This window comes from Azohydromonas sediminis (genome assembly GCF_003574675.1).
GTDB lineage: Bacteria > Pseudomonadota > Gammaproteobacteria > Burkholderiales > Burkholderiaceae_C > Calidifontimicrobium > Calidifontimicrobium sediminis.
In genome coordinates, this window is record NZ_QOAZ01000015.1 from 1 (window position 1) to 26,781 (window position 26,781).

The window sequence follows — 26,781 nt, forward strand, 5'->3', positions numbered from 1 at the left end:
AGCTGTGGGTGGCGGACTTCACCTACGTCTCGACCTGGCAGGGCTTCGTGTACGTCGCCTTCATCATCGACGTGTTCGCGCGCTACATCGTGGGCGATGTCCCAAACGTAGTTGGAACTTGAAGGCGGCGGTTTCCGCAGTGAGCTCGCGAGAATCGAGCTTGCTGAACCTCAAACCCGCAACCCACAGGGAAACCGCCATGAAGGACTGTAAGGCCAAAGCAGCTGGCAAGAAGCCGGCCTTGAAGATCGCGCACCGCAACGACCGAGCTGCGGTGCGGCACTGGCTGGCCGGCAACGGCCAGGCGCTGCTGCCGATGCTGCAGCTGCTGGACAAGGCCCAGGCCAGCATCGACGAGCTGATGAACGAGGCCGCGCGCGGGCTCATCGAGCAGCTGCTGGTGCTGTCGGCGCAGGAACTCGCCGGTGCGAAGCTGCGCGGGCGCGCCGGCGGCGACGTGCTGTGGCACGGCACGCAGCGCGGCCAGGTGCCGCTGGCCGAGCGCAAGCTGCAGGTCACGCGTCCGCGGCTGCGCAGCAAGGCCACCTTGAAGGAGGTGGCCGTGCCCGCGTATGAGCGCCTGACGGGCGACGCGCGCATGGCCGCGCGGGTGCGCGACATCCTCGTGGCCAGCGTGTGCGCGCGCCGGTACGAATCGGTGCTGCCCGCGGTGGCGGGCACGGTGGGCGTGTCCAACAGCGCGGTGTCGCGGCGCATGGTCGAGGCCAGCACCGAGCAGCTGCGTGCGCTCAACGAGCGCAGTCTGAAGGACTTGAAGCTGCTGGCGATCTACATCGACGGCATCGTCGTGGATGCGCACCACGTGGTGGGCGCCATCGGCGTGGACGAGGCCGGCGACAAGCACCTGCTCGGCCTGGCCGCAGGCTCGAGCGAGAACGCGCCGGTGGTCAAGGACCTGCTGGGGGGCATGGTCGAGCGCGGCCTGGACCCGCAGCTGAAGTACCTGTTCGTCATCGACGGGTCCAAGGCGCTGCGCTCGGCCGTCGATGAGATCTTCGGCGATCGGGGCCAGGTCCAGCGCTGCCGTACGCACAAGCTCAGAAACGTGCTGGAGCGGCTGCCCAAGGAGCAGCGCGCGCAGACCAAGGCGGTGATGAACGCGGCGTTCAAGCTCGAAGCCAAGGCCGGCATGGACAAGCTTCGCCAGCAGGCCAAGTGGCTGCAGGCCGAGTACGCCGATGCTGCGGCCTCGCTGCTCGAAGGCATCGAGGAGATGTTCACCGTCAACCGGCTGGGACTGCCGCCCACGCTCATGCGCTGCCTGACGACGACCAACATCATCGAGAAACCCAACGGCATCGTGCGCAGCACGACGCAGCGCATCAAGCGCTGGCGTGATCAGGACATGGCCCTTCGCTGGACGGCTGCGGGCTTCCTCGAGGCTGAGAAGTCGTTCCGCAAGATCCTCGGCTACGAGGAGCTGTGGATCCTGCGCGTCGCGCTCGGACGTGATCGCACCCCGGCCACCAAGGAATCGAAGAAGGCCGCGTAAGATGGCTCACGCCGCCGCCGAAAGTTGCAACGACGGCCGGGATATCGCCGGCCACTCGCGGATGAGCCGCAGTGTGCCTCTGATCTGCCGCGTCGGCGCTTTAGGCTTCCGCCGAGCCCAAGCGCTTCGATCGCTCCAGAAAATCGGCGTACGCGTTGGCAATGCCGTCGCGCAGCGCAATCTGCGGAGCCCATCCGAGCGCACGCAGGCGGCTGACGTCGAGTAACTTGCGGGGCGTCCCGTCGGGCCTGCTTGCGTCGTAGACAAACCGCCCGCGGAACCCGACGACCTGCGCGATCAGCTCGGCAAGTTCGCGAATCGTCAGGTCCTCTCCGGTACCGATGTTGATCAGGGGGCAGATCTTCGGGTCGACCAGCGAATCGAAGCGCTGCTCGCCGAGACCCGCCAGAAACACAAGCGCGCGCGCCAGATCATCCGCGTGCAGGAATTCCCTGCGGGGCTTGCCGCTGCCCCAGAGCGTGACCTCCGCGTTGCCGGCGACCTTCGCCTCGTGCATCTTGCGGATCAGCGCCGGCAGGACGTGCGAGTTCGCGAGGTCGTAGTTGTCCCCGGGCCCGTATAGATTCGTCGGCATGGCGGCCAGATAGCGCGTTGCGTGCTGCCGGTTGTACGCCCAGCACATCTCCACGCCCGCAATCTTTGCCAGCGCATACGGGCGATTGGTCGGCTCCAACGGGCCCGTCAGCAGATACTCCTCTTTGATCGGCTGCGGGCAGTCGCGCGGATAGATGCAAGAGCTGCCGAGAAAGATCAGTCGCTCAACGCCCGCCTCGTGCGCGGCGCGGATGACGTTGGCCTCGATCAGCAGATTGCGCATCAGGAAGTCGGCCGGATAAGTGTCGTTGGCCAGAATGCCGCCGACCTTGGCGGCACACAGGAACACGACCTGCGGGCGCTCGGCCGCAAAGAAGCGGCGCGTGGCCGCCTCGTCCTCCAGGTCCAGCTCGGCGTGCGTGCGCAACAGCAGGTTCGCGTAGCCCTGCCGCTGCAGCTCGCGCAGCACCGCGCTGCCCGCGAGACCGCGGTGGCCGGCAACGAAGATCCTGGTCGACGTCTGCATGCCGAACAATGTCGAGCCGGTAAGCGCTATCCGACGATCGTTTGGATCAATGACCGCCGCGTTGCAACATCGCCGACCGAGAGCTTGCCGAGCACTTTGATGATCAGCCGTTGTTCCACGGGAGCCAGCAATGGCTTGAGCACCGACGGCTTGATCAATCCGGCCGCCTGCCAATCCACGACGAGCGCCTCCGCGAAAGCGAGCGGTTGCCGGATGCGGCTGGTGATCGCCAGGAGGACGACGTCCGGTCGCTGGACGTTGTAGCGCCCGCCGGAGGCGATGACCGCCGGACGCTGCTTCGTGGTCGATCGGTCCGTGAAGGTAAACGGGACAAGAATCACATCACCGAATTCATACTGCATCGCAGTGCCAGCTCCCGTCGGCAGACACTACAGTCGGTCGTACGCAGCGTCTTCGTCGTTGTCCCAGACTTCTGCGAAAACCGGTTCGCTCGCCTTGGTGACCGCCTGCTTCAGCCGTCGCTCCTCCTGGGTCAACAAGAACACGACGAAATCCTCGACCTCGGCCCGTCGCTGCGGTGGCAGTTGCTTGATTTTTTCGAACAAGTCGTCATTGATCGCGCTCATCACTGCACCTCGGACTCCGTCGCCGGCGATGGCTGCATTATCGCGCAGCCACGGTCGCGAATCCGCGCCACCCAGGCTGTCGATGTGCGCGGCTACTCGTGAAAATCGAACGGCCGATACCCGTGCCGCTTGACCAGTTCGTCGCGCTCCGCGCTTTTCAGGTCCTCGCGCACCATCTCCGCGACCAGCTCATCGAAGCCGATCTTCGGCACCCAGCCGAGCTTCGCGCGCGCCTTGCTCGCATCGCCGAGCAGCGTTTCCACCTCCGTCGGACGGAAGTACCGCGGATCCACCGCGACGACGCGCCGGCCCTTCTCGTCCAGCGCATGCTCGTTCACGCCGCTCCCTGCCCAGCGCAGGCTCATGCCCAGCTCGGCGGCGGCGGCCTGGACGAAATCGCGCACGCTCCTCTGCACACCCGTGGCGATCACGAAGTCTTCAGGCGCAGGCTGCTGCAGCATCAACCACATCGCCTCGACGAAGTCGTGCGCATGACCCCAGTCGCGCTTCGCATCGACGTTGCCCAGATACAGGCAGTCCTGCAACCCGAGCCTGATCCGGGCGAGCGCGCGCGTGATCTTGCGCGTGACGAAGGTCTCCCCGCGCACGGGTGATTCGTGGTTAAAAAGTATGCCGTTGCACGCATAGATGCCGTAGGCCTCGCGGTAGTTGACCGTGATCCAGTACGCGTACAGCTTGGCCGCCGCATACGGTGAGCGCGGATAAAACGGCGTGGTCTCCTTCTGCGGCGTCTCCTGCACCAGGCCGTACAGCTCGGAAGTGGACGCCTGATAGAAGCGTGTCTTCTTCTCGAGGCCGAGAATGCGGATCGCCTCCAGCACGCGCAGGGCGCCCAGCGCATCGGCGTTCGCCGTGAACTCCGGCTCCTCGAAGCTCACGGCCACGTGGCTTTGCGCCGCCAGGTTGTAGATCTCGTCGGGCCGCACTTTCTGGATCACCCGCAGCAGCGACAGCGAGTCCGTCATGTCGCCGTAGTGCAGGATGAAGTGACGGTTCTCGACGTGCGGGTCCTCGTACAGATGATCGATGCGGTCCGTGTTGAACAGCGACGTGCGGCGCTTGATGCCGTGCACCTCGTAGCCCTTCTTCAGCAGGAACTCGGCCAGGTACGCGCCGTCCTGGCCGGTGATGCCCGTGATCAATGCCTTCTTGCCATCCATCGGTCGTGTTCCGGTGTCGCTGTCAGGTTGCCAAGCTGACGTCGCTCGGAGCTGGCGCCTTCGCTCGGCGTCGCTGCCCGCCCCGTGGCTTCAAAAGAACTGGCGCAATTTGCTGACGTTCTTCCATACCAAGGTGTGCACCCCGCCAATCCGATGTTTGCGCAGCGCCCGCAGGTCTTCCGCCGACTTGCGGGCGATGTTGCGCAGGGAACGGTTGCTGGCACCGCCTGTCCTCATCTTGACCATCACACGCGGGATGTAGGCCGCACGCAATCCTGGCGTGCGAAACAGGCGCAGGATGAATTCGTAGTCGGCTGCGATGCGATAGGTTACGTCGTAACCGCCCAAGCGTTCGTACAGGGCGCGGCGCACATAGAGCGTCGGATGCGGCGGCATCCAACCCCGCTCCAGCAAGCCCGTGTCAAACGGCCCCGAACGCCAGTACCTGACCACACGCGCCGGATCTTCGCGCCGCACGTATTGCAGGTCACCGTAGACCGCGTCCACCTCGGGATCCGCGAAAGCCTCCGCAACCCAGGCCAAGACGTCGGGCCCGGCAAACACGTCATCGGCGTGCAGGAACCCGATCACGTCGCCGGTGCTGCGTGCGATCCCTTTGTTCAACGCATCGTAGATGCCCCGATCGCGCTCGCTGCAGGCAACGAGCCGCGAGGCCTTCCACGTCCGCACGACGTCCCACGTGCCGTCGCTGCTCGCTCCATCCACCACCACGTGCTCGACTGCCGGATGAGTCTGCGCGGCAACCGAAGCCAGGGCATCGGCGATTGTGGCGGCGCAGTTGTAGCACGCGGTGACAACGGAGATCTTCATGCTTCAAAAAGGCGCGCGCTCCGACCTGCAGCCGCCGATGAGTGAAAATGGTGTGAGATCGATTTCATTTGTACTTCATCGGCATGGGCTGTCAGTGGACCGACACAGCCTTATGCCATACTCGATCATGACTACTTCCTCGATCGGTACCCCAGTACGCTTCGCCCGGCGTTCAAGTTCGCCGACCTTCAGGTCCACAAGGAACCTATACCAGAACCCCTGCATGAAGTGAAAGACAAAGCCGGGATAGCCATCCAGAAATCCGAGCAGCCCGAAATAACGAAACAGGAAGTACAGGCTTGCCCGCAGCCCTGGCCACAAGTGAGCATAGACCCGCTCTTTGAACCAGCGCTTACGCGCGGCTTGCGAGTGCCCACCGATAGCGTTATGGGCCGAGCAGGTATCGAAGCGATACTTAAGGTTGAGCAAGTCAATCGCCTCGCGCGTTGCGTAGCCGTTGTGCTTGGCAACCCACCAGCCGATGTTATTCAGGTTTTGGTCGATAAGTTCGCCGGGCAGACGACCAGTGGCTCCGCCATCGAGCACGATATGCTCGTCCATCCAGCGCTCCTCGCAGCGGCCGCGCCCAGTACGAAAGAGCCGGAGCATGTACAAGCCACCACAGCCGCCCCACCGGATCGCACGCCCCATAAAGACCATGACCCGGTGCACGTATAACCCTGTCACAGCATCGGGCACGAGGCCAGCGGCGACGCGATCCCGCAGCGCGCCGCGCAGGGGCTCCGACAGGTACTCGTCGGCATCGATGCGCAGGCACCAGGCGCCGCGGATGTCGCAGTGATCGAGGCCCCAGTTGAACTGACTGGAGTAGTTCTTCCACGGATTTGTGTAAACCTCTACGCCATGCTCGCGACAGATCTCCACCGTTCGATCGGTCGAGCCGGAGTCGATCACAACGACCTGCGATACGACGCCTGAGAGACTGCGCAAACATCGGTCGATGTGTTTCTCCTCGTTGAAAGTGAGAATGAGGGCGGTGATCGGCTCGTGCATTAATGCCTACCGGAGAGGAACTAGGCCTCCTGCGCCCCGCTCGCAACTGCCGAACCAGCAGGTCGCACGAACAGGGCATTTCCAGTGCCGTTCGATGGGTCCGTGCCCAGGCCCACGAGGACAAAGCCACGCGGCCCCAGGAAGCCTGTGATGTCCGCTAGCGTCGCACCGCCGTCGTAGAGCGGCTTGTAGGCGGACACCTCGACGAAGACCGACCTCACCTTGGTAAGCAGCTCTCCCGTCGAGCGCAGCACTCCCATTTCGGCGCCCTGCACGTCGATCCAGAGGCAGTCGATGGGACCGTCCGCGTACTGGTTCTCGGCGGCATGGTCGTCGAGTCGCCTCGCCTGGACCTTGTAGGTCTCGGTCTGCTTCATTCCGTAGCTCTGCGCCGCCAGTTCGCCGACCTTCAGCAGCGAGCCCGAACCCGCAAGATTGGTCTCGTAGAAAGTCAGCTCGCAGTTTGTGTCGGACACTGCGCAGTCGAAGATCTGGACCTTGCCATCCGATCCGAAGCGCCCGCGCAGCGCCTCGACGTAGCGCGGGCTGGCCTCGAAGAGCTTGAATTCGGCCTTCGGAAAGCGCCGGCGCATCGACTTCACCTCGTGTCCCAAGTGCGCGCCGACTATGATAATGAGTCGGATGTCCTCTCGCCGGCTTCGAAGAAAGCGATGAACGCTGCGCTCAGTTAACCTCTGGACGTATTCGTACGGCTGGACGTCATAGGGAATGCGCACACGTCGGGCCATCCAACGTAGTGCGGCCTGCAGGGCCGGCGCAATCCCCTCGCGCTTCAACTTGGTCTGGAACTTCTCGTAAAGGCTCATGATGTCGATTCAACGAGAGGGAGCCAGGGTCGGCGGCCGATACTTGGCCGAGTGGCTGACCCTTGACCGGCCCCTTGCGAACCTCCCCCTGAGCTTGGCGTCAAGCAGGAGCGCGTTCAGTGCGAGCAGATACGGGACAGCGACGTTGCCGAGATAGATCAGGCCCATAGTCAGACCGAGAACCAGGAAGACGATGAAGTAGCTCCTGGCAATGGGGGGGCGGAAGCGGCGCAGAAAGGCCTGGTAGCCGAGCCAGAGGACCAGCAGCAAGGGAACCGCCCAGCCCCAACTGATCGCCAGACGCAGCCACATCGCGTGGAAGTGGAAGGGGAAGATTCCTTCGACGTTCAAGTTCTCCTGTTGCACAAGCCACAGGTCAGCAATGAACCCGGGAACCTCGACGTCCACGGCTGCTCCCGGCACGACTCCGGCCGCATGACTCCATGCATGGCTGACCAGATACTCAAGGCCAACCGCCCACATCCAATACCGATCCATGGCTTCCAGTACACCGACCTCGAGGTCTCGGATCGCGAACGACATGATGCCTGCAGCGGCAGCGGCGCCGACCATCAGCAGCCGCACGGTGGCGGGAACCGTGTTGGCGAACAGGAGCACACCGCAGGCGGCCAGCAAGCTTGTGCGGGAGAAGGACGCCAGCAGACCCAGGAAGATGAGCGGCCCGTAGATCCGGGCCAACTCGCGGCGACTCAGCGCGAAGACCAGCGACAGGCACAGCAGCGCCGCGTCGTAGTTGACTTCACCAGACCCCACCGGACGAACGATCGCGCCAGCCAGTGCCGAGCGGACGATGGTCTCGACCAGCAGGATGATCGCCAGCGCGCTGCCAAAGCGGCAGAACATCCGCGGCGACGGCAATATGAAGGAACGGGTGAGCAGCAGGGCAATCAGCAGGTAGAAGAGCGGCTTGGCTTCCATGGCTGCGGTCACCTGCGGGGCTCGGCCTGCCAGAGCCCCCCATGCGAGCCAGACCGCCGCCACGACACACAGTGCAAGACCCGGCCCGACCTTCAGCCTGGGGCGGCCTCGCGGATACCCTGACGGGCCAGCCACCGCGGCGTAGAGACCGGTCAACAACCAGGCCACGTCGATCCAGTTGCGCCACAGCGCGACTCCCATCAACTCGGCCAGGTAGCTACTGAGCGGGAAGACGATGTAGCAGACGGCTAAGGCCCAGGCAGGCGCTGGCCGGGTCGCTGCGGCCGAGGCCGTCAGGCGCCCGAGGCCTTCGTCACGCGAAGAGGCGAACGCCATGGTGCTCATCCTGACCGGGGCAGACGGGCAGCCGCATAGAGCTGGTCCCCCTGACCCATGCTCGCGCCCAACCGACCGATGGCGCTGGCGACGTTCCTGCCAAGGAACTGCTTGAGGCCACCGGACAGCACGAACGGATGGTGCAGCGAGTTCCGCTCCATCGCGATGATGCTCAGGCCAGCATGTTGGAGCAGATGCCCCAGAGACCGCTCGCTGAAGTGCCAGAAGTGCTCACGAGGCTGCCAGCCATACCAGAACCAGGGTGCGATGCGCGGAAGCAGTCCGTCGTACGCCGCCTGGGACACGATGACGAGCCCACCAGGCCTGAGCGCGGCCCGGTACGAGGCAATGAAGGCGAGCGGGTCCGGCACGTGCTCGAGCACCGCGCTGAAGACGAGCAGGTCGAACGGCTCGCCGCCCATGGCCACCGAGCGAAGTTCTTCCCAGGACTGAAAGAGCGGGGTGCCATTGGCCGCCGCCTCCTCGACATTGGCCCGATTCAGCTCGATGCCTGCCGCCTCGGCCCCGCGGAGGCGGGCCTGCTCGACCAGCAATCCCCGACCGGCGCCGACATCCAGGAGCCGAGCGCCAGAGGAGAGCGACGCTCCGGAGTGCTCGATGAAGTCGAGCAAGTGCGAAGCGAAGCTTCGATACAGCGCACGCTGAGCCTCCGTCTCGTAGCGGTGGACATAGTGCGACTGGCTGCCTGCGTAGTATTCGACCTCCACAGCCGGCGCAGGCGTGGTCGCTCCCGTGTCGCAGACGGCGCAGCGCCTTATCTCGGCCGAGACGCCGAAGACCCGCGCCGGCAGAACGCAGTAACGCGTCCAATCGGTCGCGGCGCCGCAGACAACACAAGGGCCGTTCACGCAGACTTCTCCTCAGCCGCGACCCGCACCGAACGGAACGGTCGAACGCGATGTACCGATGCTGCCCTGCGATGACAGGTGTAGGTGAAGGCGACATAGCCCGCAGCGTAGGCCATGGCCAATGTGGCCAGATCGCCGAACGTCGCGGCAATGCCGGCCAGAGCCGTTGTCAGACCGGCGGCCAGAGCCGTGATCACCAGCAGATCACGGAAGTTTCCGGCTGCGCCCAGAATGACTGGGCCAAATCCGAAGAGACTGCCGACGATATGGCCCAGCGACAGCCAGAACAGCGCCAGCAGCGCTTCGTCGTCCGTCAGACGGAATGCAAGATCGAGAAGGCCAAGCTTGTGAGCACCCAGCAATAGGGCGCCGACCACTGCACCGGCGAGCAGGGCGCCGAGTGCCAGCTTGCGGACGGCCGCCGACAGGGCCAGGTGGTCGCCGCCGGCCAGCATGCCCGCGAAACGCGCTGCAAACGCGGCAGACATCAGGATGCCGCTCAATGAGCAGAAGCGCGCCAGGTAGCTCGCGGTGGCGTACTGGCCCGAGGCTTCGACACCGAAGAGGCGGGCGGCCCACCAGAGGTCGCTCTGCCCGACGACGAAGGTGAGTGCAACGTTGACGGTGACGAGCACTCCCGCGCGACGAACTTGTGCGTCACCCCACGGGGCATCACTGACCGCTGTGCTCGTCTCCCGAGACCGCGCCGGGTCTCTCCAGTAGTTGCCGACCAGGAAGACGGCCGATGCGGCGGAACCCAGCGCAAGCATGGTGACGAGAAGCAGGACGCTGGCCGCCTGGCCGGCGAACCCGACGACGACGGCCGTGCCCACGAGTGCGAAGCAGAGCGTCGTTGCGCCTCCGGCTGCGCCGGAGTTCGAGAACAGCCCGGCGACCCAGAAGTGGGAGACCGTCTTGGCCTCCTCGGCCATGAACGCCTGCCAGACGGCACCCAGGACCCACACCGAGCACGCGAGCGCCAACAGCATCGGCGCCGGCCCGTTGTGCAAGGTCGTGAACGTCGCCAACCCAAGCGCAAGGGCGACAACGATGGACGTCGGCGCCATCAGGCGAGTGCACTGCAGGAAGCCCGCGTGGTGCCGTGGCGTTCGCACGTTCGTGCCCAGCCGTCCGTTCAGGTGGAGTATGACCTGGGGTTGCCCAAAGCTGCCAATCGGCAGCGCCAGCATTACGAGATTCGCGAGCAGCATGAACTGACCATACTCGGCGGCCGACAATTGCCTGGCGGCCCATGAAATAAGCGCAGTCCACGCGACAACGGCGACGCCCTTGCCGACAGCCTGCGCGAGGATGGCACTGGCGGCGCTGCGTCGCGAAACGTTCATGTCCTGGCGTCCCGAACACCACGGTCGCGGATGCAACCCTCCTGTTCGCTCACGGCGAGCGAGTCCGTTCGAACCCGTGTCTCGATCGAACGCGCCATACCGGCCCAATCGGCGTGGCGCAGAAGCTGGTTGCACATGTAGCCGCTCATTTCGAGCGCCATCACCGCAAGCTGCGGATTGCGGGTACCGGCGACGCGCACGCGCATGTCTTCTAACGGGGCGAGCTCCTGCAGGCCGCGCAGTGTGAGATCCAGCTCGACGAGGCGTGCAATCTCCCACGGCATGATCAGCGCCCGACGCAGCAGCGAGGCGCCCTCCAAGGTGCCGCCTTTCTCGAACAGGCCGGCCCATTTGGGACTCGCCAGCCGAGCGATCCAGGGCGCGCTGACGATACGAAACGCGCGCCCCAACAGCGGAGCCCAAGCCAGCAAGCGCAGCCTGCGCGCCAGTCGTGGCACCTGGGCGAACGACGGGTAACCACCGAAAAGCTCGTCGCCCCCGAGCCCCGACAGCGCGACTTTCAGCCCGGACTGCGCTGCGGCGCGGCTGACGAACCAGGTGTTGACGCCGTCGATGCTCGGCTGGTCCATCGCGGCAAGAATGCGCTCGCGCTCAGCTTCGAAATCCTCGCGCCGGATGCGTCGGGTTGCGTGCCGCGCGCCAAGTCGCTGTGCCACCGCCTCGGCCACCGGCACTTCGTCCAGGCCGGTGCCGCGGTACTCGTCGAATCCGAGCGTGATCGAGCGCAGCGGTTCGGCCAGATGCCGGGCCGCGAGCGTGGCGATCAGGGTCGAGTCTCGTCCCGCGGAGAGGAACGCGCCGACTGGCACGTCGGCCACCAGGTGCTGCCGCACCGAATCGTCCACCGCGGCGAGCGCTTCTTGCACTGCCTCACGCGCGGAAGGATCGCCCGCCTCGGCCCGCACGATCTCATTGCGCAGGTCGAAGTAGAGCCGCGGATCCGGCCTCGGCAACCCACGCCGCAAGGTGAGCGTTGCACCGGCCGGCAGCGCCTTGACCGCTGCGAGCCAGGTCCACGGCTCCGGCACGTGTCCCCAGAGGAAGAACCCGGCCACGCCGGCAGCGCTCGGCTCGGCGGACAGCGCGCCGCCGGCTGCAAGCGCCTTCACCTGGAAGGCGAAACGCAGGGTGTGGCCGTCGTCGGCGTAGTAGAGCGGTTTGATGCCGAGCGGATCGCGCGCGAGAAACAGCGTCTGATTGCGGCCGTCCCAGATGGCGAAGGCGAACATGTCGCGCAGCCGCTCGACCATCCGCTCGCCGTGCGTGGCGTACAGGTGCAGCAGCACCTCGGTGTCGGATTCGGTGCGGAATACCGGGCCGGCGCGCTCGAGATCGCGTCTCAGCTCCCGATAGTTGTAGATCTCGCCGTTGAAGACGATGACGTTGCCCGTGTCCGGGTCGATCATCGGCTGCGCGGCGCGCGCATCGAGGTCGATGATGGCGAGCCGTCGGTGCGCGAACGCAACGGAACCGTCGCGGCTCACCCAATCGCCGGCACCGTCGGGGCCGCGCGCGGCCATGGCGTCGCGCATGCGCCGCAGTTCTTCGCGATCGAGCGGTGCTGCCGCGGCATCGCGGTAGCTGACGATGCCGGCGATCCCGCACATCGCTCAGGCGCGACGCCGCGCGAAAGCGCCGCGGATCGCCGCCAAGCGGGCCGCACCTTCGGGTGTGGCAGCTGCGTTTCGCCAGGCTCGGCGCAGAAATATCCAAACGACCAGTGCGAGGCCTGCGGCGAGCGTCGTGACGATCGCCACCAAAGCCCGCTTCGGCCGGCTCTTGCGCTCCGGCTGCACAGCGGTGTCGACGACCTGGATCAACGCGCCTTCGCGCGCCTCGTCAAGGCGGGCGATCTCGTACTGGCGCGCCATCAGTTCGAACAGCGTTTCCTGGTACTTGAAGTCGCGGTAGCGCGAGATGTAGTCCTGCGAGGCGCTACCGGCTGCCGCAGTCGTATCGGCTTGTTCGGCGCGCGCCAGTTGCGAGCGCAGCGCGGCCAGTTCCTGCTGCGCTTGGCGAAAATCGGGGCTGGTCTCGGCGAGATAGCCGCGCATCGCCGAGAGCTGAACTTCCTTGGCGGTCACCGCCGCTTTCAGTTGCGCCACGCCTTCGGCCGCCGCGCGCGGCTCGGCCTTGAGCACGGATTCGCTGACGCCCACGGCCGCGAGCGCCTGCTGCGCGCGTTTGAGCCCTTCGCGCGTCTGCTCGAGCTGCTTTTCGAAGAAGGCGCGGCGTTGCTGCGCTTCGGTGAGCGCAAGCCGCTTCATCAGCTCGCCCAGCTCTTCGACATAGGCATTGGCGATCGCGGCCGCACGCTTGGGATCCTCGTCGTCGACGTCGATCGTGATCAGCCCGTCGCGGCCGGCGTTGATCTTGGTGTTGTTGTCGAGCGCCTTGCGGGCATCCTGCAGGTATTCCTTGTCATACACGCGCAGCAGGTCGAAGCGCTCGATCAGCCGGTCTGCGACGCTGCGGCTTTTGAGCAGCGCGACGTACTGGTCGGCGGGGTTTTTCAGGCCGGCCGCGGCACCCGCAAGTCCCGCCAGCGCGCCGAGCTGTTGCGCGACCATCGACGCCGCGGACTGCTGCTGTTGCGGCGGCAGGATGCGCGCCGTGGCCGTGAAGATCGGGGCCACGACGAACGTGATACCCAGCGCCGCGAGGCCCGCGGCCAGCGGGCCGAAGACGAGCAGCTTCCAGTGCTCGGCCAGCACGACGAACAGGTCGAGCAGGCTGATTTCGTCATCGCTGCCCTCAGCGGCGGTCGGGGTGGGCTCGTGCGCGCTCATTGCAGCACCTTGATCGCTGCCGCACCCAGACCCAGCTGGTAGATGATTTGCGTCCAGTCTTTCAGGCCACGCATGAAGGCGGTGTAGCGGGTTTCGCGGTTCACCTTCTCCGGCACGACGATGGTGTCGCCCGGCTGTAGTGCCAGGTCGAGCACGCCGTTGCCGCCGCCGAAGAGCCAGCCGCGGCGCTGCCGGTCGGCTGTGATGCTGCCGTCGGCGCGCAGCACGAAGACGGCGTCTTCGTCGGCGCCTTCGGTCAGGCCGGCGCTCTTGAGATAGTCGCGCACGCGTTGACCTTCGCGCCAGATGAAAGCGTTGTCGTTGTAGACCGAGCCCACGACCTGCACAAAGGAAGGGCGTGCCGGCACGACGATGCGGTCCCCGTCTTCGAGCGGAATGTCGGGCAGTGCCGGCGCCGCCGGATCGAGCGCGAGCGCCACCCGTCCGGTGGGCTGCAGGTTGCGCAGGCGTTGCAGCCGCTCGCGCGCCAGGCGCTCTTCGAGCTGCAAGCGTTGCTGCTCGGAGGCGGCATCCTGTGCGTTTGCAGTCGTGAGGTTGGCCTGGCGCGTGGCCAGTGCCGCCCCGACCTCTTCTTCGAGCCGACGCACCAGCTGCTCGAGGTTCTGCTGCTGTTGACGTCGCACGCCGGCGCGCGTGAACTCGGTCCCGTACAAATAGGCCTCGCGCGTGGCCCCACCGATGCGCGTCAGCAGTGAGGGCAGGGTTTCGCCGGGCAGAGCTTCGTAGATCCCGGGGGCGCTCACCTCGCCTTCGATGCGCACGAGCCGAGTCTGACGCTGCTGCGGTACGGCCAAGTCGCGTTTGCCGAGGATGGTGACGACGTCGCCGGGCATCAGCTCCAGGTCGTGCGCCGGATCACCATGCAGCACGGCGCGGCCGAGGTTGAACGGGATCAGCCGGGTGGTCAGATCCCTGCGGTCGAGCCGCTCGATGACCGCGTAGTCCCAGTTCACTTCGTCGAGCAGGTTGCGCACATCGTTGCGCAGGCTCTCGGCAGAGACCTCGGTGTCGCGGCCGGTCGGCTGCGTGAGCGCGTTCCTGCTGCGCATGCTCTCGGCAGAGACGTCGGTGTCGCGGCCGGGTGATTGCATGAGCGCATTCCTGCTGCGCATGTTCTCGGCAAAGACCTCGGCGTCGACGACGGCCGGCTGCACGAGGATGTTTTTGCGGCGGAAGTAGTCGCGGGTAATCAGCGCCTCCGGCTCCGGGATGAGGTCGCGAATGCGCATGCCGGGTCGGTGCGGATAGCGCAGCGGCTGCGCGACGTTTCCGCGCAGCGTCACTGCGTTGGCGAACTCCGGGCTGATCGCCAGCAGCGTGATCACGTCGCCATCGCGCAGTCGCCGCTGCAGGCCGGCGGCATCGAGAGAGAACTCTTCGACGCGGCGTGGCACGGACTGCGCGGGCTCGATGCGCTCGAGCAACACGCGCTGCGGCGCCGCGAGAACCGGCACCCCCCCCGACCATGACAGAAGATCGGCGATCGTGCCATCGGTATCGGTCAGTTCGTAGATCGCTGGCACTTTGGTGGCGCCCAGCAGTGCGACACGCGGTCCGACCGAGGAGTAGACGATCACATCGCCAGGCAGCAGACGTTCGTCGCGGCTGCGGTCCCCATGGAGAATGAAGCGGTACAGATCGAAGTCCGCGACGACTTTGCTGTCGCGCACGAGCTGGATGCGGCGCATGCTGCCGTTCGCGTTGGGGCCGCCGCTCAGGAAGATCGCATTGACGAGGCTGGTCAGGCTGCTGACCGTGAACTTGCCGGGAGCCCGTGCCTGGCCAACCACATAGATGTCGATCGAACGCAACTGGCCGAGCGTGGCCGACAGCGTGAAGTTGCGGAAGCTGCGGCTGACTTCGCGCGTGAGGTACGGCTCGAGCTCCGCGACGCGAACGCCGGCAAGCTGCACCGGGCCGACCTTCGGTAGCACGACTTGGCCGTTGCGGTCGACCGTGAGGCGAAGCTCGAAGTCGAGCACGCCGGTGGAGCGCACCAGCACCTCGTCGCCAGGGCCGATCACGTAGTTGGCCGGAACGGGCACGCCAGCCATCGGTGTGAACGCCGGCGATGTCTCGTCGAACAGGTTGGCTCCGAAGATCGGTGCCTTGACCCCGCTGGTGTCGGCGACGAAGCGTTGGAACGCGGTCGTTTCCAAGGGAGGCAACTTGCGTATCGGCGGCATGGCCGTGGCGGCGTCGGCCACAGGAGCCGCTTGCGGCATCGCGCTGGGCATGCCCGGTGGGCGTTGCCACATCGCCGCATCAGGAACTTTCGGCGTGACCCCGAGTTGCGGCAAGGCATTGCTCGGCGCCGACGGGGCGGGGGTGGGTGCGGATTGAGTCGGCTGCACGCCTTGCGCCGCTGCCGTGGCGGCAATGGCAGCCAAAACGGCGCCCATCAGTCGCAGCGATTGCCGCGCGAGATGTTGCGCGGGGGCGGCCAGGCATTGCGCCAGATGCTTCATTGCATGGTTCCAGCTGTTGGGGTCTCGAAGGTGCCGCGCGGGCCTTGGGCCGCGGTGATGGCACCGGCTGGTCGTGACCGTCGCCTGTCCAGCCACCGCGCCAGCGGCACGTTGACGCCTGGGACTCACGGCAGCCGCACCTCCAGTGACATGCCGGTGATGGTCTCGTCGACCGGGGTCGAATCGGCCCATGTGTATTGACTGCGGCCCAGGCGCACTTCGATGTGGGTGTCGCGACCCAGCGGTGCACGCAATCGCCATTCCAGGCCGCGAAGCGGTGACTTGGCCGCATACGGCAAGCCGGCGACCGCGTAGGGGTTGGCACGGCCGTTCAGCGCGGCCAGTGACAGTGACCAGCCGTCTGCGGTGAACGCGTGCAGCGAGGCGACCGTGGCACGGATGTCAGTGCCCAGGCTGAAGCCGAGGACGCGGCCGTCTTGGGTGTAGCCCTGTTGGAAGATGAAGTGCCGGTATGCCGTTCCCGGGTATTCGTCATTCAGCCCCGCCACGGTGTCGACGCGCTCGAGCACGGCCCGCCAGCGCCAGCCGCCGTGCTGGAACCATGTCTCGGCGCCGAAGAGCGTGAGGTACTTGGTGGGCAGATAGCCCGCCTCGTCCTCGCCGATCCACTGCGTATACAAAGCGATCGGAGCACCCCAGCCGGCCAGTGACACCCGTGCGTCGAATCCGCCGAGCTGGTTGCCGGGCTCGTTGTTCGTGCCGGTGTTGTCGCGGCCGACGAAGGCATCCCACAGCGAGCCCAGCGAATTGTCGCGGCCCCGGCCGCCCCACTGGATCGCTCGCGACGCGCCCACGGTCAGCCACGGCCGCGGTGCGGCTTCCACGCGCAGGCCGAGCAGATTGGGCGCGCGCGGCTCGGTGTGCCCCTGCAGCTGCCCGAGGAGCATCTCGGCATCCCACGGGCCGAGCCAGGCGAGCCAGGGTGTCTCGAACGCGCGGGTCGCGTCGGCACGCCGAAGCGATAACGCCGGTACCGGGCGCGCGTTGTCTCCCAGGATGAGGCTGCCCGCCCAGCCTGGCCCCCAGAAGCGCTCGACCGCGCCGGCGGTGACCAGGACGCCGTTCCAGATGAAGCCGGCATGACTGCCATCGAGCTGCGTGCGTCGCTCGTCGCCCAATTCCTCGGTGTTGATGCGCAGAACGCCGAAAGCGTTGTCGCCGGCACTGGCGCAGACGGCTGCACTGACGCGCCAGTCGACCGGGGTGCCGTCGCCGAAGCCGAGCACGACACGCTCGCCATCGTGGGCCTGCATGCCGAGTGAGACGCGTGACGGGCAGGGCGACGTGGCGATGCCTGCCGCGCGTGCCGTTGCCGCCGTCACCGGCCACATCATCGCCGGCGCCGCGAGCCGACCGGCGTCGCGCGCGCGCAGCAGCTGGTCGCGCAGTGCAACGTCGGGCGGAAACAACCCGGGTTCTGCAGACCGCGCCGGCGCGGCAGCATGGCCCAGCGCCGTGACCGCGCACAGGGCGATCAGGTGGCGACACAGCTGTGCAGGCAGAGAAGAGCTGTCTTTCACGCGCGGTCAGTGCGATGCGGCAGGCAAGGCGCCGGAATATAGCTTGCGATCCGCGACTTATTGCCGCCCTGGGCGGTCTGGCCGCGCGCTTGTAACCGCCTGCGGGCGGCCGCGTTACGAGCTTTACGGCCGCAACACCTTCGGCAACGGCCGTGCTGTCTACGCTGGGTTCCGTGATCACGAGTGCAGCGACGCGGTTGTCGCCGTGGTCCCTTCGACGGTGGGGGTGAGCATGGTCGGAAACCTTCTGAGCAGCAGCGGCAAGACGTCGGCGTATGTGTGGGGGGGCCTTGGGCTGGGCCGGCTCGTGGCAGGACTGCTTGTCGCGTCGGCCGCCTGTGCCGCGGTGGATGCCCACGCGTGTGCTCGCAGCGCAGTCACAGAGGTCGGCATGTCGGGTTGCGAGCCGTATGCGCGCGCCGTGTGGATGCCAGCGGAGACCCGCGGGTCTATCGGCGGTACGCCGTATGCGCTCGGCGTGGCCCGCCTGAACCGCACCGGCGTGCAGATGACGGGCCACGACCCCGATGAGGCAGCAGTGGTGCCGGTGGTGTCGCTGCGCCCGTCGCCGGAGGTGGGCATCGCGGTGATGCCGACGCTGCGCGACGGCGAGGTCGGCGCCGCGGTCATCGTGAGCCTGCGCGTGGGCCGCTGAGCGCGACCCGGCGCGCGGGCCGGACGGGGCTCAGGTGCCCCACACCTCGCGCGCGACCTCGACGACGAGGGCCAGCTTGCGGCGCTGGTCCTCGACGGCGATCAGGTTGCCGTGCACCGTGCTCGAGAAGCCGCACTGCGGGCTCAGGCACAGCTGGTCGAGCGGCGCGTACTTGGCCGCCTCGTCGATGCGGCGCTTGAGGTCGTCCTTTTTTTCGAGCTGGCCGAACTTGGTCGTCACGAGGCCGAGGACGACGATCTTGCCTGGCTTCAGGAAGCGCAGCGGGCGGAAGTCGCCCGAGCGCTCGTCGTCGTACTCCATGAAGTACGCGTCGAGGTTCATCTCCGACAGCAGCGCCTCGGCGACCGGCTCGTAGTTGCCTTCGGCGGCGTAGGTGCTCTTGAAGTTGCCGCGGCACAGGTGCATCGCCAGCGTCATGCCCGCGGGCTTGAGCGCGACGACCTTGTTGATGAACTGCGCGTAGCGGTGCGGCAGCTCGTTGGGGTCGTCGCCGCGCTGGCGCGCGGCCTCGCGCATCTTCTCGTCGCACAGGTAGGCGAGGTTGGTGTCGTCCATCTGCACGTAGCGGCAGCCGGCGTCGTACAGCGACTGCAGCTCCTCGCCGTAGGCCTTGGCGACGTCGTCGTAGAACACCGGATCGAGCTCGGGGTAGGCGACGCGGTCGATGCCGGCGCGCCCGCCGCGGAAGTGCAGCATCGTCGGTGACGGGATCGTCACCTTCGGCGTGCAGCCGGGCGCGTGCTGCTCGACCTGGCTCTTCAGGTACTCGAAGTCGGCGCGCTGGATGTCCTTGACGTGGCGCACCTTGCCGGTGACCTTGATCACCGGCGGCGCGAGCTTGACCGAGCCGTCGGCCTGCTGCACCGACAGCGGGATCTCGGTGGCCACGCCGCCGAGCTGCTCGAGGAAGTCGATGTGGAAGTAAGTGCGGCGGAACTCGCCGTCGGTGATCGCCTGCATGCCGACGTCGCGCTGGAACTGCACGATCTCGGTGATCGCCTTGTCCTCGACGGCGCGCAGCTGCTCGGCCGTGATTTCGCCGCGAGCCTTCTTCTCGCGCGCCTCGAGCAGGTACGGCGGGCGCAGGAAGCTGCCCACGTGGTCGGCGCGGAACGGGGGCGTGGTGCGGGCGGTCATCGCGGTTTCTCCTCGGCGAGGTGGCACGGGGTGGTGAATCGGCCGGCGATGGTACCGCCGGCCGCTGTCGCGCCGATCCGTCTCGGGTTAACCCGGACCCGGTCGCGGCCGTCGCGCAATTAGCATACAGGCTGTATACATTGCGTATTTAATAATGAGTGCGTCCCCCGAAGCCGACGACGCCGCGGGCGTCTCGCAGACCGTCAAGGCACAGCTGCGGCTGCGCGAGCTGATCGTCGGTGGCGAACTCGCGCCGGGGCAGCGCATCGCCGAGCTGGCGCTCGTCGAGCGCCTCGGCGTGTCGCGCACGCCGATCCGCGCCGCGCTGTCCAAGCTCAGCGAGGAAGGCCTGCTCGACGCGCTGCCCGGCGGCGGCTACGTCGTCAAGGACTTCAGCGAAGAGGACATCCACGACGCGATCGAGCTGCGTGGCACGCTCGAGGGGCTGGCGGCGCGGCTGGCCGCCGAGCGCGGCGCCGCATCGGTACTGCTGGCCGAGGCGCGCGAGTGCCTCGACGGCATCGACGAGGTGCTCGCGGCGCCCGCTCTCGACGAGGCCGCGTTCAGCGCCTACGCCGAGCTCAACGCGCGCTGGCACGACCTGCTCGCCGAGATGGCCGGCAGCGAGCTCGTGCGCCGGCAGCTCGAGCGCGTGAAGACGCTGCCGTTCGCGTCGCCCAACGGCTTCGTGCGCGTCGGCGGCGACCAGCCGCGCTCGCGCGACTCGCTGCTCGTCGCGCAGGCGCAGCACCGCGCCGTGATCGACGCGATCGCGCGCCGCGAGGGCGCGCGCGCCGAGGCGCTGATGCGCGAGCACGCGCGCATCGCGCAGCAGAACTTGCGCGATGCGCTGCAGAGCCACCGCACGCTGCACCGCATCCCCGGCGCCAGCCTGCTGCGCCGCCGCGCCGCGGCGCGCTGAGCGTCACCCCCGACCCTGCCCCCGAAAGGATCCACGCCATGTTCCCGAAGAACGCCTGGTACGTCGCCTGCATGCCCCACGAGATCGACGACAAGCCGCTGGGGCGCACCGTGTGCAACGAGCGCATGGTCTTCTTCCGCGGCCCCGAGGGGCAGGCCACGGCGCTCGAGGACTGGTGCCCGCACCGCGGCGCGCCGCTGTCGCTCGGCCGCGTCGTCGAGGGCAAGCTCGTGTGCGGCTACCACGGCCTCGAGATGGGCTGCGACGGCAAGACGGTCGCGATGCCCGGCCAGCGCGTGCGCGGCTTCCCGCCGATCCGGCACTTTCCGGTGATCGAGCGCTACGGGTTCGTCTGGGTGTGGCCCGGCGACGCGGCGCGCGCCGACCCCGCGCGGCTGCCGCACCTGGCATGGGCCGAGGACCCTGCCTGGACCTATGGCGGCGGCATGTACCACGTGCGCTGCGACTACCGGCTGATGATCGACAACCTGATGGACCTGACGCACGAGAAGTACGTGCACGCCACCAGCATCGGCCAGAAGGAGCTCGACGAGGTCGTGCCGCAGACGACGACCGAGGGCGACGTCGTCATCACCAAGCGCGAAATGCCCGGCGTCAAGGCGCCGCCGTTCTGGCAGGCCGCGATGCGCGGCAACGGGCACGATCCCGAGGCTACTGTCGACCGCTGGCAGCGCTGCCGCTTCGTGCCGCCGTCGAACGTGTTCATCGACGTCGGCGTCGCACTGGCCGGCCATGGAGGCTTCGACGCGCCGGCCGAGGTCAAGACCTCGGGCATCGTCGTCGACCTCATCACCCCCGAGACCGAGACCACGATGTGGTACTTCTGGGGCCTGGCGCGCAACTTCCGCCCCGCCGACAAGGCGCTGACGGCATCGATCCGCGAGGCCCAGGGCAAGGTGTTCCAGGAGGACCTCGAGATGCTCGAGTCGCAGCAGCGCAACCTGTCGGCGCAGCCGCAACGCAAGCTGCTGTCGCTGAACACAGACCTCGGTGGCGTGCAGGCGCGGCGCATCATCGAGCGGCTGGTCGCGGCCGAGCGCGACGCCGCAACGCCGGTGGCGGCATGAGTGCGTCGGTCGCGCTGCAGGTGCGCGTCGCGCGCAAGGCCGTCGAGGCGCTCGACATCTGCACCTTCGAGCTCGTCGCCGCCGACGGCGGTGCGCTGCCGCCGTTCTCGGCCGGATCGCACATCGACGTGCAGGTGCCCGGCGGGTTCACGCGCCAGTACTCGCTGTGCAACGCACCCGGCGAGAGCCACCGCTACCTGATCGGCGTGCTGAAGGACCCGGCCTCGCGCGGCGGGTCGGTCGCGATGCACGAGCGCGTGCACGAGGGCGACGTGCTGACCATCAGCGCGCCGAAGAACCACTTCCCGCTCGCGCACGAGGCGCGCCGCAGCCTGCTGCTGGCCGGCGGCATCGGCGTCACGCCGATCCTGTGCATGGCCCAGCGGCTCGCCGCCACTGGCGCCGACTTCGAGATGCACTACTGCACGCGCTCGCGCGCGCGCACCGCGTTCCACGACCGCATCCGCGGCAGCACCTTCGCGCAGCGCGTGCAGTTCCACTTCGACGACGGCGACGAAGCGCAAAAGCTCGACATCGCCGCGCTGCTGGCCGCCCCGCAGCCCGGCACGCACCTGTACGTCTGCGGGCCCAAGGGGTTCATGGACGCCGTGCTCGGCACTGCGCGCGCGCGCGGCTGGCCCGAGGCGCAGCTGCACTACGAGTTCTTCGCCGCCGACGCCGCGCCCGCCGAGGGCGACACCGCGTTCGAGGTGCAGCTCGCGAGCTCGGGGCGCGTCGTCGTCGTGCCGAAGGACCAGACGGTGGTGCAGGCGCTGGCCGCCGCCGGCGTCGAGGTGCCGACCTCGTGCGAGCAGGGCTTGTGCGGCACCTGCCTGACGCGCGTGCTCGAAGGCACGCCCGACCATCGGGACCTGTACCTCACGCCCGAGGAGCAGGCCGCCAACGACCAGTTCACGCCGTGCTGCTCGCGCGCGAAGTCGGCGCGGCTGGTGCTCGCCCTGTAGCGAGCCGCCGGGCCCGTCCAGCCGGCCGGCGGCGGCTACCGGGCGGTGGTCAGGGCCGCGCGCCCGGCGCGTAGACCGGCTCGGGCTTGGCCGCCGTCGGCACGGTGCCCGGCGGCGCCTTCGTCACGCGTGTCCTGCCGCCCGAGGTGACGAGGATCACCGCGTCGCCGGGGCGGAAAGCCTCGTCGCCCTTGGCCTGCACGATCGCGCGCCGCTCGCCGCCGGGCAGCTGCACGATCAGCTCGACGGCCTGCTCGCGCGTCGACGCGCGCTCGATCGTGTTGCCGACGACGGCGCCGGCCACCGCGCCGACGACGCCCAGCGCGATCGACTCGGCGCTGCGGCTGCTCGCCGAGCTCGCCAGCACGCCGCCGACGACGCCGCCGGCGGCGGCGCCGGTGCCGCTTTGCGAGCCGTCGACGACGACGTCGCGCACCGACAGCACGGTCGCGTCCTGCACGGTCGACAGGCGCTGCGCGTCGCCGCGCTGCACGACGTCGGGGCTGGTGGTGGAACAGGCGGCGAGGGCGCCGGCCAGGGCCAGCGCGAGCAGGGTGCGGGTCATCGGGGTCTCCGGGGGCGTGCCATCACAACGCGGCGGCACGCCCGATTGTTGACCAGCGCAGGCCGGTCGCGGTTCCGCGGCGCCCGCTCGGGACGCGCGGCTCAGCCGTGCAGGCGGCTCGAGCGCGGCACGCCGGCGAGCAGGAACTCCATCTGGTCGGCGAGGATGCGCCGCCCGCGCAGGATCATGTCCTCGTGCAGGCTGGGCACGTACGGCAGGTACAGCAGGCTCATGCGCGCCTCCTCGGGCAGCCGGTTGCCCTTGCGGCCATTGCACGCCTTGCACGCCGTGATGCAGTTCATCCAGCTGTCGTCGCCGCCGCGCGAGGTCGGCACGATGTGCTCGCGCGTCAGGTCGTCGAACGCGAAGCGCCCGCCGCAGTAGGCGCACACGTGCCGGTCGCGCGCGAACAGCTTCGGGTTCGACAGCGCCGGCGTCTGGCGCCACGCGCGGCTCGGGATCGCGCCGCGCACCGCGACGATCGGGTGCACCTCGATGCGCGACTGCCGCCCCGTCGTGCGCTGGATGCCGCCGCGTAGCACGTGGCACGCGTCGCCGAGCGTCCACGCGACGCCGTCGCTGGCGTAGATGACCGCGGCCTCGCGGGCCGATATCCAGGCCTGGGGCCGGCCTGACACGTCGAGCTGCAACACGTCCAAGACAACCACCTCCGACAGCGCCGCAACCGCAGGAAACATGCCGGCCACGGGCCAATCGGAGATTAAACAATCCACGCATCCTGCTCAATAGCCAGTGCGTGAAGGCACCGCGGGTGCGGCGGGCCAGCGACAGCGGTGCGGGTGCGCACCGCGGCCGTCATCACGCTGTCATGCCGGCAGCAGGCCGCGCGTGCGCGCCATCAGCCGCGTCAGCCCGAGCAGCGTGTCGACGTGCGGTGTGGGCACGCCGACGCGCTGGCCGATCTCGCGCACCGCGGCCACCAGCGCGTCGAGCTCGAGCGGCCGGCCGGCCTCGGCGTCCTGCAGCATCGAGGTCTTGAACGCGCCGAGCTGGCGCGTCAGCGCCATCCGGTCGTCGGCACCCTGCGCGATCGGGCAGCCGATGCGCGCGCCGATCGCCGCCGCCTCGTCCATCGCGCGCGCCATGAAGGCGCGCACCAGCTCGTCGTCGAGGATGCGGTCGCAGGTGGCCCCGGTCAGCGCCGAGACCGGGTTCATCGTCATGTTGCCCCACAGCTTGTACCAGACGTCGCGGCGCACGTCGGTGCTCGTCTCGACCTCGAAGCCGCCGTCGGCCAGCAGCGCCGCGACGCGCTGCACGCGTTCGCTCGCGCCGCCGCGCGGCTCGCCGACGATCAGCCGCAGCCCGTTGTGGTGCCTCACGTGCCCGGGCGCCGGGCAGCTGCAGCTGACGTGGACGACGGCGCCGAGCACGTCGTCGAGTGTGATCGCGTCGGCGATGCGCCCGCCGGGGTCGACGCTTTGCAGCGGGCGCGCGTCGGGCTGCGGCGCGGTGCGCAGGAACCACCACGGCACGCCGTTCATCATCGGCAGCACGAGCGGGCGGTGCGCCAGCAGCGGCGCCAGCGCGTCGATCCCAGCGACCAGCGCCGGGCCCTTCAGCGCGACGACGACGAGGTCGGCCGGCGCCAGCGCCTCGGCGCGGTCGCTCGCGGTGATCGCGTGATGCGTCGTCGTGCCGTCGCGGTGCGCGAGCGCGAGGCCGCGCGCGCGCACCGCGGCCAGCGTCGCGCCGCGCGCGAGCGCCTGCACGTCGTGCCCCGCGGCGAGCAGCCGCGCGGCGACGAAACCGCCGATCGCCCCGAGCCCGACCACCGTGACCTTCATGCCTCGCCCTCCCGTCGATCGCGCGATGGTAGGCCCACGAAGCGACACGGCCCGCCCCGGCGGGGCGGGCCGTGTGCCGCGGCGACGCGCCGTCAGGCCACCGTGGCCGGGAACGGCAGCGTGCGCAGCCGCTTGCCGGTCAGCCTGGCAATGGCGTTGGCCATCGCCGGCGCGACCGGCGGCAGGCCGACCTCGCCGATGCCGCCGGGGTAGTGATCGGTCGGCATCACCTTGACCTCGACCTCGGGTGTGGCGTTGGCGCGCAGCAGCGGGTAGGTGTCGAGGTTCTTCTGCTGCGGCTCGCCGCCCTTGTAGGTCAGCTTCTCGCCGAGCGCGGCCGACATCCCGAACAGCGCGCTGCCCTCGATCTGGGTCTGGATGTTGCGCGGCGTCAGCGCGTGCCCGCAGTCGACCGCGGCCCAGATCTTGTGCACCACCGGCTTGCCCTGGTCGAGCGACAGATCGACGACCATGCCGATGAAGCTGTTCCACGTGTCGGAGAACGCCATGCCGAGCGCGCGGCCGGCCGGGCGTGCACGCGTCCACTGCGACATCGCCGCGACTTCGCGCAGCACCGCCTGCGCGCGCGGCGACTTGGCCAGCAGTTCCAGCCGCGCCTGCAGCGGGTCGCGGTGGTAGGCGGTGGCGATCTCGTCGATCAGCGTCTCGAGCGCGAATTTCAGGTAGCCGGGGCCGACGCCGCGCCAGAAGCTGCACGCGATGCCGCGGTCCTCGAGGCACTGCTGCACGAGATGGCTGCCGAAGTCGTAGACGCCCTCGGAGCCTTCCATCACCGGCACGTCCTTGCTGCCGCCGGCCTTGAACGGGCCGGGCAGCACGCGGCCGTAGATCTGCTCGGCGGTCACGCGGTGCTGCAGCCCGACGATGCGGCCCTGCGCGTCGACGCCGGCGATCAGGTGCTGCGCCGTCATCGGCCGCGGCTTCGAGCGGTGCATGTCGTCTTCGCGCGTCCAGATCAGCTGCACCGGTACGCCGGGCACGGCCTTGGCGATCAGCGCCGCGTCGACGGCGTACTCGGCCTCGACGCGGCGACCGTAGCCGCCGCCGAGCAGCGTGATGTTCACCTTGACGTTTTCCGACTTAAAGCCGCCGGCCGCGGCGACGCCGCCGACGACGAAGCCCACCGTCTGCGACGGCACCCACAGCTCGATGCGCTCGCCGTCGACCTTGGCCGTGCAGTTCATCGGCTCCATCGTGAACTGCGCGACGTGCTCGCTCGTGTAGGTGGCCTTGAACGTGCGCGCGGCGCCGGCGATGGCGGTCGGCGCGTCGCCGTGCTGGTGCCAGGTGACGCCGGCGTCGGCGAGGTTCTCGGCACGCGCGACGAACTCCTTCATCGCGGCGTCGGAGTCGTACGCACGGGCCTTCGCGCTGCGCGTCCACGTGACCTTCAGCAGCTCGCGCGCCTTGCGCGCGGTGTGGAACGAGTCGGCGACCACCGCGACGCCGGTGGGCAGCGTCACCACCGCCTTGACGCCGGGCACCGCCTTGGCCGCCGCGTCGTCGACGCTCTCGGCGCGCTCGCCCTGCACCGGCGCCGGCAGCAGCGACGCGTACAGCATCCCCGGCAGGCGCACGTCGATGCCGTAGACGGCGGTGCCGTTGGTCTTGGCCTCGACGTCGACGCGCGGCAGATCCTTGCCGATGATCTTGAACTGCGCCATCGGCTTGAGCATCGTCTTGTCGACCTTCGGCAGCTCGGCCGGCGCGGTGGCCGTCTTCGCGAGCTCGCCGTAGCTCACGCGGCGGCCGCTGGGCACGTGGACGACGGTGCTATTCTCGGCGCGCAGCTCGGCCACCGGCACGCCCCACGCGCTGGCCGCGGCGCCGAGCATCACGAGCCTGCCCTGCAGGCCCGCGAGGCGTAGCGGCTCGTAGTAGCCCTGGACGGTGCGCGACGCGCCGGTGGTCAGCCCGCCGCCGAAGCGCGGGTTGCCGAACAGGCGCGGGTTCGGCGGCGCCTGCACGACGCGCACCTTGTTCCAGTCGAGCTCCATCTCCTCGGCGAACACCATCGGGATCGCCGTCATCGTCCCCTGGCCCATCTCGGAGGCCGGCGAGTAGATCGTCGCCGTGTTGTCGGCCGCGATCGCGACCCACGCGACCGGCGAGAAGCCGGCGCCTTGCGCGTGGGCCTGCGGCAGGCGGCCGAACGCGAGGCCCACCGTGACGGCGCCACTGCCGACGAGGAAGCTGCGGCGCGACAGCGCGCCAGGTTGAGCGGTTGCATGCATC

Annotated in this window: 24 protein-coding genes and 1 pseudogene; 6 read left to right on the forward strand and 19 right to left on the reverse strand. The window is 68.3% G+C overall.

Annotated features, from left to right (window positions below):
- Together DRV96_RS18575 and DRV96_RS09665 are read left to right on the forward strand one after the other, a co-directional pair.
- Positions 1–95: pseudogene (locus DRV96_RS18575) on the forward strand (integrase); the annotation flags it as partial.
- A gap of 104 nt (positions 96–199) precedes the next feature.
- Positions 200–1,513, forward strand: a complete 1,314-nt coding sequence (locus tag DRV96_RS09665) for an IS256 family transposase (RefSeq protein ID WP_119290371.1) — start codon at positions 200–202, stop codon at positions 1,511–1,513.
- A gap of 100 nt (positions 1,514–1,613) precedes the next feature.
- Here DRV96_RS09665 and DRV96_RS09670 read toward each other — a convergent pair whose 3' ends face one another.
- The 14 genes from DRV96_RS09670 to DRV96_RS09735 form a co-directional block, all read right to left on the reverse strand.
- Entirely contained in the window at positions 1,614–2,594 is a 981-nt protein-coding gene (locus DRV96_RS09670; RefSeq protein ID WP_119290501.1) for a GDP-L-fucose synthase family protein, read from the reverse strand.
- 26 nt (positions 2,595–2,620) lie between these two features.
- A complete protein-coding gene (locus tag DRV96_RS09675; RefSeq protein WP_119290373.1) occupies positions 2,621–2,956 on the reverse strand; it encodes a type II toxin-antitoxin system PemK/MazF family toxin in 336 nt (111 codons plus the stop codon).
- Positions 2,957–2,983: 27 nt separating this feature from the next.
- Positions 2,984–3,181: a DUF2281 domain-containing protein gene (locus DRV96_RS09680; RefSeq protein WP_119290503.1), complete on the reverse strand. Its 198-nt coding sequence runs from the start codon at positions 3,179–3,181 to the stop codon at positions 2,984–2,986.
- 92 nt (positions 3,182–3,273) lie between these two features.
- Positions 3,274–4,362: a GDP-mannose 4,6-dehydratase gene (gene gmd / locus DRV96_RS09685; RefSeq protein WP_119290375.1), complete on the reverse strand. Its 1,089-nt coding sequence runs from the start codon at positions 4,360–4,362 to the stop codon at positions 3,274–3,276.
- Positions 4,363–4,452: 90 nt separating this feature from the next.
- Entirely contained in the window at positions 4,453–5,193 is a 741-nt protein-coding gene (locus DRV96_RS09690; RefSeq protein WP_119290377.1) for a glycosyltransferase family 2 protein, read from the reverse strand.
- A gap of 75 nt (positions 5,194–5,268) precedes the next feature.
- Positions 5,269–6,207 (reverse strand): glycosyltransferase family 2 protein, encoded by a 939-nt coding sequence (locus tag DRV96_RS09695; RefSeq protein WP_119290379.1) that lies wholly within the window; start codon positions 6,205–6,207, stop codon positions 5,269–5,271.
- A gap of 20 nt (positions 6,208–6,227) precedes the next feature.
- Positions 6,228–7,034: an FkbM family methyltransferase gene (locus tag DRV96_RS09700; RefSeq protein WP_119290381.1), complete on the reverse strand. Its 807-nt coding sequence runs from the start codon at positions 7,032–7,034 to the stop codon at positions 6,228–6,230.
- Positions 7,035–7,043: 9 nt separating this feature from the next.
- Positions 7,044–8,309 carry a hypothetical protein gene (locus tag DRV96_RS09705; protein ID WP_119290383.1) on the reverse strand — a complete coding sequence of 422 codons (1,266 nt, stop codon included), beginning with the start codon at positions 8,307–8,309 and terminating at the stop codon, positions 7,044–7,046.
- A gap of 5 nt (positions 8,310–8,314) precedes the next feature.
- On the reverse strand, positions 8,315–9,178 hold the full coding sequence (locus tag DRV96_RS09710; protein WP_119290386.1) for a class I SAM-dependent methyltransferase: 864 nt from the start codon (positions 9,176–9,178) through the stop codon (positions 8,315–8,317).
- On the reverse strand, positions 9,175–10,524 hold the full coding sequence (locus DRV96_RS09715) for a lipopolysaccharide biosynthesis protein (RefSeq protein ID WP_119290389.1): 1,350 nt from the start codon (positions 10,522–10,524) through the stop codon (positions 9,175–9,177). Before DRV96_RS09715 ends, DRV96_RS09710 begins: the two co-directional genes overlap by 4 nt.
- On the reverse strand, positions 10,521–12,152 hold the full coding sequence (gene asnB / locus DRV96_RS09720) for an asparagine synthase (glutamine-hydrolyzing) (RefSeq protein ID WP_119290391.1): 1,632 nt from the start codon (positions 12,150–12,152) through the stop codon (positions 10,521–10,523). The genes DRV96_RS09715 and asnB overlap by 4 nt, the downstream gene beginning before the upstream one ends.
- A gap of 3 nt (positions 12,153–12,155) precedes the next feature.
- Complete coding sequence (locus tag DRV96_RS09725) at positions 12,156–13,334, reverse strand: GumC family protein (RefSeq protein ID WP_119290393.1); 1,179 nt, start codon at positions 13,332–13,334, stop codon at positions 12,156–12,158.
- A complete protein-coding gene (locus DRV96_RS09730; RefSeq protein WP_162911005.1) occupies positions 13,331–15,823 on the reverse strand; it encodes a polysaccharide biosynthesis/export family protein in 2,493 nt (830 codons plus the stop codon). Before DRV96_RS09730 ends, DRV96_RS09725 begins: the two co-directional genes overlap by 4 nt.
- A gap of 125 nt (positions 15,824–15,948) precedes the next feature.
- On the reverse strand, positions 15,949–17,364 hold the full coding sequence (locus DRV96_RS09735) for a capsule assembly Wzi family protein (RefSeq protein WP_162911006.1): 1,416 nt from the start codon (positions 17,362–17,364) through the stop codon (positions 15,949–15,951).
- 226 nt (positions 17,365–17,590) lie between these two features.
- Here DRV96_RS09735 and DRV96_RS18035 point away from each other — a divergent pair, with 226 nt between their 5' ends.
- Positions 17,591–18,019 carry a hypothetical protein gene (locus DRV96_RS18035; protein ID WP_162911007.1) on the forward strand — a complete coding sequence of 143 codons (429 nt, stop codon included), beginning with the start codon at positions 17,591–17,593 and terminating at the stop codon, positions 18,017–18,019.
- A gap of 30 nt (positions 18,020–18,049) precedes the next feature.
- Here the strand turns inward: DRV96_RS18035 and DRV96_RS09740 are convergent, their stop codons facing one another.
- A complete protein-coding gene (locus tag DRV96_RS09740; protein WP_119290399.1) occupies positions 18,050–19,177 on the reverse strand; it encodes a 5-methyltetrahydropteroyltriglutamate--homocysteine S-methyltransferase in 1,128 nt (375 codons plus the stop codon).
- Positions 19,178–19,331: 154 nt separating this feature from the next.
- On the opposite strand from DRV96_RS09740, the gene DRV96_RS09745 reads away from it, so the two are divergent.
- The 3 genes from DRV96_RS09745 to DRV96_RS09755 are packed head-to-tail and all read left to right on the forward strand — an operon-like array spanning position 19,332 to position 22,152.
- Positions 19,332–20,099, forward strand: coding sequence for a GntR family transcriptional regulator (locus DRV96_RS09745; RefSeq protein ID WP_119290410.1), 768 nt, complete (start codon positions 19,332–19,334; stop codon positions 20,097–20,099).
- 38 nt (positions 20,100–20,137) lie between these two features.
- The gene (locus DRV96_RS09750) at positions 20,138–21,187 is read left to right on the forward strand and encodes an aromatic ring-hydroxylating dioxygenase subunit alpha (protein ID WP_119290412.1); all 1,050 of its coding nucleotides are present in this window, start codon (positions 20,138–20,140) and stop codon (positions 21,185–21,187) included.
- On the forward strand, positions 21,184–22,152 hold the full coding sequence (locus DRV96_RS09755) for a PDR/VanB family oxidoreductase (RefSeq protein ID WP_119290414.1): 969 nt from the start codon (positions 21,184–21,186) through the stop codon (positions 22,150–22,152). Before DRV96_RS09750 ends, DRV96_RS09755 begins: the two co-directional genes overlap by 4 nt.
- Positions 22,153–22,201: 49 nt before the next feature.
- On the opposite strand, the gene DRV96_RS09760 is transcribed toward DRV96_RS09755, so the two are convergent.
- The 4 genes from DRV96_RS09760 to DRV96_RS09775 form a co-directional block, all read right to left on the reverse strand.
- Positions 22,202–22,717: a glycine zipper 2TM domain-containing protein gene (locus tag DRV96_RS09760; RefSeq protein ID WP_235823359.1), complete on the reverse strand. Its 516-nt coding sequence runs from the start codon at positions 22,715–22,717 to the stop codon at positions 22,202–22,204.
- Between the two features lie 101 nt (positions 22,718–22,818).
- Positions 22,819–23,376, reverse strand: a complete 558-nt coding sequence (locus DRV96_RS09765) for an HNH endonuclease (RefSeq protein WP_119290505.1) — start codon at positions 23,374–23,376, stop codon at positions 22,819–22,821.
- 168 nt (positions 23,377–23,544) lie between these two features.
- Complete coding sequence (locus tag DRV96_RS09770; protein WP_119290416.1) at positions 23,545–24,525, reverse strand: ketopantoate reductase family protein; 981 nt, start codon at positions 24,523–24,525, stop codon at positions 23,545–23,547.
- A 92-nt stretch (positions 24,526–24,617) separates the two neighbouring features.
- Positions 24,618–26,780: a xanthine dehydrogenase family protein molybdopterin-binding subunit gene (locus DRV96_RS09775; RefSeq protein WP_162911008.1), complete on the reverse strand. Its 2,163-nt coding sequence runs from the start codon at positions 26,778–26,780 to the stop codon at positions 24,618–24,620.
- Position 26,781 lies beyond the last annotated feature (1 nt).